This is a genomic window from Mesorhizobium sp. M7A.F.Ca.CA.004.06.1.1, from assembly GCF_003999135.1.
Classification (GTDB): Bacteria; Pseudomonadota; Alphaproteobacteria; order Rhizobiales; family Rhizobiaceae; genus Mesorhizobium.
Window position 1 is genome coordinate 1 of sequence record NZ_RZPQ01000229.1, and the last position, 7,670, is coordinate 7,670.

8 protein-coding genes are annotated in these 7,670 nt (G+C 63.5%); 7 read left to right on the plus strand and 1 reads right to left on the minus strand.

Going from position 1 to position 7,670, the window contains the following annotated elements:
- Nucleotides 1-1,256: ribosome biogenesis GTPase Der (der, locus tag EN906_RS15680; protein ID WP_127375247.1), on the plus strand; the 1,256-nt coding region annotated here is incomplete at its 5' end.
- A 248-nt stretch (nt 1,257-1,504) separates the two neighbouring features.
- Here der and EN906_RS15685 read toward each other — a convergent pair.
- Complete coding sequence (locus EN906_RS15685; protein ID WP_027036003.1) at nt 1,505-2,413, minus strand: LysR substrate-binding domain-containing protein; 909 nt, start codon at nt 2,411-2,413, stop codon at nt 1,505-1,507.
- A gap of 119 nt (nt 2,414-2,532) precedes the next feature.
- On the opposite strand from EN906_RS15685, the gene EN906_RS15690 reads away from it, so the two are divergent.
- The 6 genes from EN906_RS15690 (at nt 2,533) to EN906_RS15715 (ending at nt 7,600) form a co-directional block, all read left to right on the plus strand.
- Nucleotides 2,533-3,822, plus strand: coding sequence for an MFS transporter (locus tag EN906_RS15690; RefSeq protein ID WP_127270763.1), 1,290 nt, complete (start codon nt 2,533-2,535; stop codon nt 3,820-3,822).
- Between the two features lie 143 nt (nt 3,823-3,965).
- Nucleotides 3,966-5,147 (plus strand): cell wall hydrolase, encoded by a 1,182-nt coding sequence (locus EN906_RS15695; protein WP_127270764.1) that lies wholly within the window; start codon nt 3,966-3,968, stop codon nt 5,145-5,147.
- Between the two features lie 254 nt (nt 5,148-5,401).
- Entirely contained in the window at nt 5,402-5,809 is a 408-nt protein-coding gene (locus EN906_RS15700) for an AtpZ/AtpI family protein (RefSeq protein ID WP_127272330.1), read from the plus strand.
- A gap of 59 nt (nt 5,810-5,868) precedes the next feature.
- Nucleotides 5,869-6,627, plus strand: a complete 759-nt coding sequence (locus tag EN906_RS15705) for a F0F1 ATP synthase subunit A (protein ID WP_013532843.1) — start codon at nt 5,869-5,871, stop codon at nt 6,625-6,627.
- Nucleotides 6,628-6,712: 85 nt separating this feature from the next.
- Nucleotides 6,713-6,937: a F0F1 ATP synthase subunit C gene (locus EN906_RS15710; RefSeq protein ID WP_006206606.1), complete on the plus strand. Its 225-nt coding sequence runs from the start codon at nt 6,713-6,715 to the stop codon at nt 6,935-6,937.
- A 63-nt stretch (nt 6,938-7,000) separates the two neighbouring features.
- Nucleotides 7,001-7,600 carry a F0F1 ATP synthase subunit B gene (locus EN906_RS15715; protein WP_127272329.1) on the plus strand — a complete coding sequence of 200 codons (600 nt, stop codon included), beginning with the start codon at nt 7,001-7,003 and terminating at the stop codon, nt 7,598-7,600.
- Nucleotides 7,601-7,670: the final 70 nt, after the last annotated feature.

Consider the following 7,670-nt stretch of genomic DNA (forward strand, 5'->3'; position numbering starts at 1 on the left):
TCGAGGACGCGGGCGCCTCGACCTTGCCCGGCCGCATGCGTGCGCAGACCGAGATCGCCATCCGGGATGCCGACCTGATCTTCTTCACCATCGACGCCAAGTCCGGCCTGTTGCCCGACGACAGGACCTTCGCCGAGATCGTGCGCAAGTCCGGCAAGCCGGTCGTGCTGGTCGCCAACAAGGCCGAGGCCAAGGGCGCCCAGGGCGGCATGCTGGAGGCCTGGGAACTCGGCCTTGGCGAGCCGATCCCGGTTTCGGCCGAGCATGGCCAGGGCTTGCCTGACCTGCGCGACGCCGTGATCGGCGCGCTCGGCGAAGCGCGCGCCTTCGGCGAAGAAGAAGATGGCGAAGACGAAGACGTCGCTGCCGGCGAGGTGCTGATCGGCGAGGATATCGCCGATCCGGATGCCGAGCACACCTATGACGACACCAAGCCGATGCGCATTGCCGTCGTCGGCCGTCCCAATGCCGGCAAGTCGACGCTGATCAACGCGCTGATCGGCGAAGAGCGGCTGCTCACCGGACCGGAAGCCGGCATTACCCGTGATTCGATCTCGGTCGATTGGGATTGGCATGGTCGCCGCCTGAAATTGTTCGACACAGCCGGCATGCGCCGCAAGGCCAGGATTCATGAAAAGCTGGAAGTGATGTCGGTGCAGGACGGTCTGCGCGCCATCCGGTTTGCCGAGATCGTCATCATCGTGCTCGACGCCACCATCCCCTTCGAGAAGCAGGATCTGCAGATCGCCGACCTGATCATCAGGGAAGGCCGGGCGCCGGTGATCGCCTTCAACAAATGGGATCTGATCGACCATCCCCAGGAACTTCTGGCCGAACTGCGAGAGAAGACGGAACGGCTTCTTCCCCAGGCGCGCGGCCTCCAGGCCGTACCTGTCTCCGGCGAGACCGGGCGCGGCCTCGACAAGCTGATGGATGCCGTCATCAGGACGCACAAGGTGTGGAACAGCCGCGTCTCGACCGGCAAGCTCAACCGTTGGCTGGAAGGCATCCTGGCACACCACCCGCCGCCTGCCGTGGCCGGGCGCCGGCTGAAGGTCAAATACGTCACCCAGGCCAAGACCCGGCCGCCGGGTTTCGTTGTCCAGTGCTCGCGGCCCGATGCGATGCCGCAATCCTATGTCCGCTATCTCTCCAACAGCCTGCGCGAAGCCTTCGACATGCCCGGCGTGCCGATCCGCATCGCGCTGCGCACGTCGGACAATCCATTCGCCGGCAGGTCCAACAAGCGCAAATAAGCGGTCGGGCTCGAATGAGCCTCTTTGCTCGCGGGAATTCTCCGCAAAGTTGGCGGGACAGCACCCCCCTCTGGCCTGCCGGCCATCTCCCCCGCAAGGAGGGAGATCAGCAGTTCGTTCTGACGGCGCCTTTCTTGCAACGTTGAAGATTCGCGAGAGCACTCGCGACATCCAATCTCCCCCCTTGCGGGGGAGATGTCCGCAGGACAGAGGGGACGGAACGCGACACTGGATACCTTTCCGGCTGTCTAAGCGACCTCCTTCAACCGCTCGTCCCGTGGCAGCGCCTGCAACGCCGCCTGCAACAATATGTCGGCTAGCCGCGCTGCCACCGGATCCAGTTCAGCATCCTTCTGGTGCAGCACCAACGCCATTTTGGGCAATGCCGGCAGCCCGGCGATCTCCGGCGTCATTGCGCTGACGCTGGCCGGCAGGCCGATGTCGGTGCGGATCGTCAGCCCCAGCCCCGCCGCCACCGCTGCCCAGATGCCGCCAAGGCTCGGGCTGGAAAAGGCCATCCGCCACGACAGCCCGGCGCGGTCGAGCGTTTCGGTTGCCACCGTGCGCAGAAGGCATGGCGCTTCGAGCGCCACCAGCGGCAGCGGCTCACCGTCGCGCAGGCTGGTCTCGATGCGCTTTGCCGGCCCGATCCAGCGCATCGGCACATCGGCGACATGCTGGCTGTAGGGCAGCGTTTCGCCGCAGTGCCAGGCGAGCGCGATGTCGAGGCTGCCTGACATGACCCTTTCGGCAAGGTCGTGGCTGCGTGCGATCCTGGCTTCGATCTTCACCTTGGGGTGCGCCCGGGCAAATCGGCCGAGCACGTCCGGCAGCACCGCCTCGCCGAAATCTTCCTGCAAGCCGAGCCGTACCCAGCCTTCCAGCTCGACATCGTGGATGGCGGATGCCGCCTCGTCATTCAATTCGATCAGCCGGCGCGCATAGCCGAGCATGGTCTCGCCGGCCTCGGTCAAAGCGAGGCCGCGTCCTGATTTGCGGAAGATCGGCGTCGCCGCCTGTTCTTCCAGTTTCTTCAATTGCGCGCTGACCGCCGACGTCGACCGGCCAAGCCGGTCAGCCGCCTTGGCAAAGCTGCCCAGCTCCATACCGGTGACGAAACTGCGCAGGACGTCGAGGTCGAAAGTTACGCGTCGCATATCTGAAGTCCCGATTTTCAGGATTGTAAGTTCAAAACTTCCTGATTTTCAGGATGAAATTATGGCGGTAGGGACAGATCGTCAAGGCCGGACCACTGGCCAGCACGGGAAATGAAATCATGTCCGCCATCGTCAATTGCACCGATCGGCAGTCGCCGAAGCTCCTGGAAGATACCGGTTCCGCCGGGAGGGTTTTCAAGCCGGGCCATCGCTGGAAGGTTCTGGGCATCGGCGTTGCCGCCAATGCCGCCTTCTCGGCTACGTTCTCCGGCATCCCGGCGACGGCGGTCGTTCTTCGCCAGGGCTATCATTTGGGCAATGCCGAGCTCGGCCTGGCGCTCGGCCTTCTCGGGCTGGGGGTCGCGCTCAGCGAACTGCCCTGGGGTTTGCTCACCGATCGCTGGGGCGACCGCCGCGTGCTCCTGATCGGGCTCTGCGCGACGGCGGCGTGGCTCCTGGTCATGGCGATGCTGGTTGTGCCGACAAAGTCCGGTATTCCCGGCGTCACGCTGCTCTCCGCGAGCCTGCTCATCACCGGACTGCTCGGCGGCAGCGTCAACGGTTCGAGCGGCCGCGCCATCATGGGCTGGTTTCGGGAAAACGAGCGCGGCTTCGCCATGAGCGTCAGGCAGACGGCGGTGCCGCTTGGCGGTGGCCTTGGCGCGCTCGTGCTGCCCTCGCTTGCGCTGGCTTTCGGCTTTGGCGCGGTGTTCGGGGTGCTGGCGGGCGCATCCGCTCTGTCTGCCCTGTTCGCCTGGCGCTGGCTGCACGAGCCGCCGACGGCGGGCGAGGGCCATCTCGCTTCGGCTGTGGCCGGACCGGCGCCGCTGCGCAATCGCGATGTCTGGCGTATCGCGACCGCCATCGGCCTGCTCTGCTTTCCGCAGGTGGCCGTGCTCACCTTCGCTTCCGTGTTCCTGCACGATTTCGTTGGGTTGGGAACGGCGGCAATCGGCGCGAGCCTCGCCGCCGTTCAGATCGGCGCCATGGTCATGCGCATCTGGAGCGGCCGCTTCACCGACCGTCACGGCAACCGCCGCCAATTTCTTCGCTTGTGCAGCGCGTTCAGCGCCCTTGCCTTCGCCATGCTTTGGCTGCTGGTCCTGTTCGGCCCAACCGTTCCGGGCGGCCAGCTCATCTGGTTGGCGGTCCTTCCAGTCGTGCTAATTGTCGCAGGCATCTCGGTCTCTTCCTGGCACGGCGTCGCCTACACCGAGCTTGCCACCCTTGCCGGGGCCAGCCATGTCGGGACCGCGCTCAGCCTTGCCAACACCTTTGTTTTCGTAGGCTTCTTCCTGGTGCCGGTGGCCATTCCGGGGCTCTTGCACCTTTGGTCTTGGTCCGGCGTCTGGCTGGCGGCCGCCATCTGCGCGCTGATCGCCCGGCCGATCTTCCTGCGTCCGGCCTGAGTTCGGCCGCAAAACCGCCCGACTTCGGAACCACGACCTGAAGCCGGCTGAGAACAATCCGATCGAAGCCGTTAACGTCCCATCAAGGTTAATGCATCATTTTGCTCTCCAGTGGGGTCTGTCGCGTTCCTGGAGAGTGTTCCGTGCATCGACGTGTGTTGAAGCGGCTGGTTGCCGCCGCCGGTGAGAGAAGACGTGGCTTTCTGCCCCCGTTCGTCATCGGTCTCGGCATCTGGATCGGCTTTCCGACCATCGTCGCCTATCAGGACATGACGAGCCTTGTCTCCGGCCTCGAAGCGAACACCCGCTGGAATTCCTATGTCGAGAAATCCGTCGCCGGCTCGACCCATGCGGCCGAGATGCCCTTTGTCGATTCTGATGTCACCGGCTCCATCTCCGGATCGGGTGTCCACCTGGCCGGTGTCGGCAACGTGTCGTTTCGCGGCAAGGGCGGCAAGGTCAGCGGCACGCCCGATGAGGACCGCGTCGTGCGCGCCGAGAAGAAAGGGCGCATCGTCCAGATGTCTCCCGTCGCACCGCCGAAGAACTTCAACGCCGGCTCGATCTTCGAGCGCACCTCCTCCTTGCTGCGGCCCAGCATGGACAGCGGCCTGAAAATGGCTTTCGCCAAGCCGCAGATCAAAGGCAAGGAAATCCAGATCGCCGCGGCATTCCATGCGCGCGAGGACAGGAAGCCGGATCCCGGCGTGCCGGCCATGCTGGCAGCGCTGGTCAACAACGACCATCCGGACGTGCTGGCCACCGCCTACGCGCAGTCCGAGCCTGACTATGCCAAGGCATCGCCCTTCGAAGCCCTGCTTCAGGACGAGCAGCCCAATGAGGGCCGCTTCATTCCGCCGATGGCCAAGGGCGATCATTCGTGGATCCAGAACCCGCTGCCCGCCAGTGTCTTCTCCCAGAAGGAGCAGGCATGCCTTGCCAACGGCATCTATTTCGAGGCGAGGAGCGAATCCGTGCGCGGCCAGGCCGCCGTCGCCCAGGTCATCCTCAACCGCGTCCGCAACCCGACCTATCCGAATTCGATCTGCGGCGTCGTCTACCAGAACGACAGCTGGTTCAACCGCTGCCAGTTCTCCTTCGCCTGCGACGGCAGGAAGAAGCGCATCGATAGCCCAGCCGCCTACAAGACCGCCAAGGAGATCGCCATGGCCGTCACTGCCGGCAAGATCTTCATCCCGGAGGTCGGATCGTCGACCCACTACTATGCGCAATATGTCCATCCCGGCTGGGCGCGCACGATGCAGAAGATGACCAAGATCGGCCTGCATATCTTCTATCGGACCTATGGCGGCGGCTGGAGCTGAGTGCGGAGTAGCCGCTGATCTTTGATGTGGCGCGCAGCCGATCAAAGGGCCATTGCGCGGGGGATTCGCGCCATGCATCTTCGTCATCATGGCGGGCACGATGTCGCACCTTTCTAATTCATTGATTTTATTGCCTAAAATACATGGCAATGAACTTCCGCCCGTGGCTTGACGGGCGCAAACCCTCTAACTATGTTGCCGGCGACTTTAGAAGCGGACGGACGGTGACGGTCTGACCGGGCAGGGGGGGTGCGATGGCCGACAAGAATGGGCCAGACGGAACCGGAAAAACCGGCCGCGGCAATCAGCATGAGCCCGACATCCGCGACGACGATCTTGAGCGCCGCCGCCGTGACCTTGAAGCTTCGCTTGCGACAAGGCGGCCGGGCCGGCTCGAGGGGAAAGACGACGCGAAAGCGGGCAGTGTGGCCGGTTACGGTCAGGCGCTCAAACTCTCCAGCGAATTTATCGCCGGGGTGGTGGTGGGTGCCGGCATCGGCTGGATCATCGACCGTCTGGCGGGGACATCGCCATGGGGTCTGATCGTGTTTCTGCTGCTTGGTTTTGGCGCCGGAGTGCTCAATGTGATGCGTTCCGCCGGCGTTGTGGCAGAATTTGGACAGGGCGATAAATCGCGCCGTGGCCAAGACGACAAGAAATGACCGCGCACCATGTGCGGTAATGGTAACGAGGCCGTACGCGGCATTGACGGGGTTTGAACGTGGCAGCTGACAAGGTCGATCCGATCCACCAGTTCCATATCAACAAGCTGATTCCGATCGACATCGGGGGCTATGACCTGTCTTTCACCAATTCGGCACTGTTCATGGTCGCAACCGTTATCGTCGCGGCTGGATTCCTGTTTCTCACGACGTCAAGCCGCAGCCTGGTTCCCGGGCGGCTTCAGTCGGTCTCCGAGATGGCCTACGAGTTCGTCGGCAACATGTTGCGCGATGCCGCCGGCACGCAAGGCATGAAGTTCTTCCCTCTCGTGTTCTCGCTGTTCATGTTCGTGCTCGTCGCCAATCTGCTTGGCCTGTTCCCGTATTTCTTCACCGTCACCAGCCACATCATCGTCACCTTCGGCCTTGCCGTGCTGGTGATCGCAACCGTGGTCGTCTACGGCTTCATGAAGCATGGTCTCGGCTTCCTGAAACTGTTCGTGCCGCATGGCGTGCCGGTCTTCCTGCTGCCACTGGTGGTGCTGATCGAAGTGATCTCCTTCGTGTCGCGCCCGGTCAGCCTCTCGGTTCGTCTGTTCGCCAACATGCTCGCCGGCCACATCACGCTGAAAGTGTTTTCCGGCTTCGTGGTCAGCCTGAGCGCGCTCGGCGCGGTCGGCGTCGCCGGCTCGATCCTGCCTCTGGCGATGGCGGTGGCGCTGACGGCACTGGAACTGCTGGTCGCCTTCCTGCAGGCCTACGTCTTTGCCGTGTTGACCTGCATGTATCTCAACGACGCCCTGCACCCCGGGCACTAGGTCCAAAAGTTTCCGGCCCAAGAATTTCCAACATTGGCGCCGGATGGAATCGCAACGGAATTTTAGATCCAAAGGAGTTGAACAAATGGACGCAGAAGCAGCAAAGTACATCGGCGCCGGCATCGCTTGCCTGGGCATGGGTGGTGCGGGCATTGGCCTCGGCAACATCTTCGGCAGCTACCTCGCGGGCGCACTGCGCAACCCGTCGGCTGCCGATGGCCAGTTCGGCCGCCTGATCTTCGGTTTCGCCGTGACCGAAGCTCTGGGCATCTTCTCGCTTCTCATCGCGCTTCTGGCCCTGTTCGGCTGAGCACTCGGGAAGATTGGACAGGCCGGCCGCGCGAGCGGCGGGCCTGAATTTCGGGGATAGTCCATGTTCGTGACATCTGCCTTTGCGCAAGAGTCCGCGCCATCAGCCGATACCAGCCACGCTGCTACGGAAGGCGACACGCATTCCAGCACCGGTGTGCCTGCTGAAGCGCATGGCACGTTTCCGCCATTCGATCCGGCGACGTTCCCGTCGCAGCTTCTGTGGCTGGCGATCACCTTCGGGCTGTTCTATCTCTTCCTGAAGCGGGTTGTGATGCCGCGCGTCGGCGGCATCATCGATGTCCGCAACGATCGCATCACGCAGGATCTCGATCAGGCGGCCAAGTTGAAGGGCGAGGCCGACGCTGCCGTTGCTGCCTACGAGCAGGAACTGGCGGAAGCCAAGACCAAGGCCAACGCGATCGGCCAGCAGGCCAACGACGCGGCTAAGGCCGAGGCCGACACCGCTCGCAAGAAGGTCGAGGCCGCGCTCGACGCCAAGCTTGGCGAAGCCGAGGCCCGCATCTCTTCCATCAAGGCCAATGCCATGAAGGAAGTCGGCAGCATCGCCGAGGACACCGCTTCGGCGATTGTCGAAGCCCTGGTTGGCGGCAAGGCCAGCAAGGCAGAGATCGCGGCCGCGGTCAAATCCGTGGCCCGGTGAGGAGCGCATCATGGACGCCACATCTCTCGCGACGCTCTGGGCCACGGTTGCGCTGGTGATGTTCCTGGGC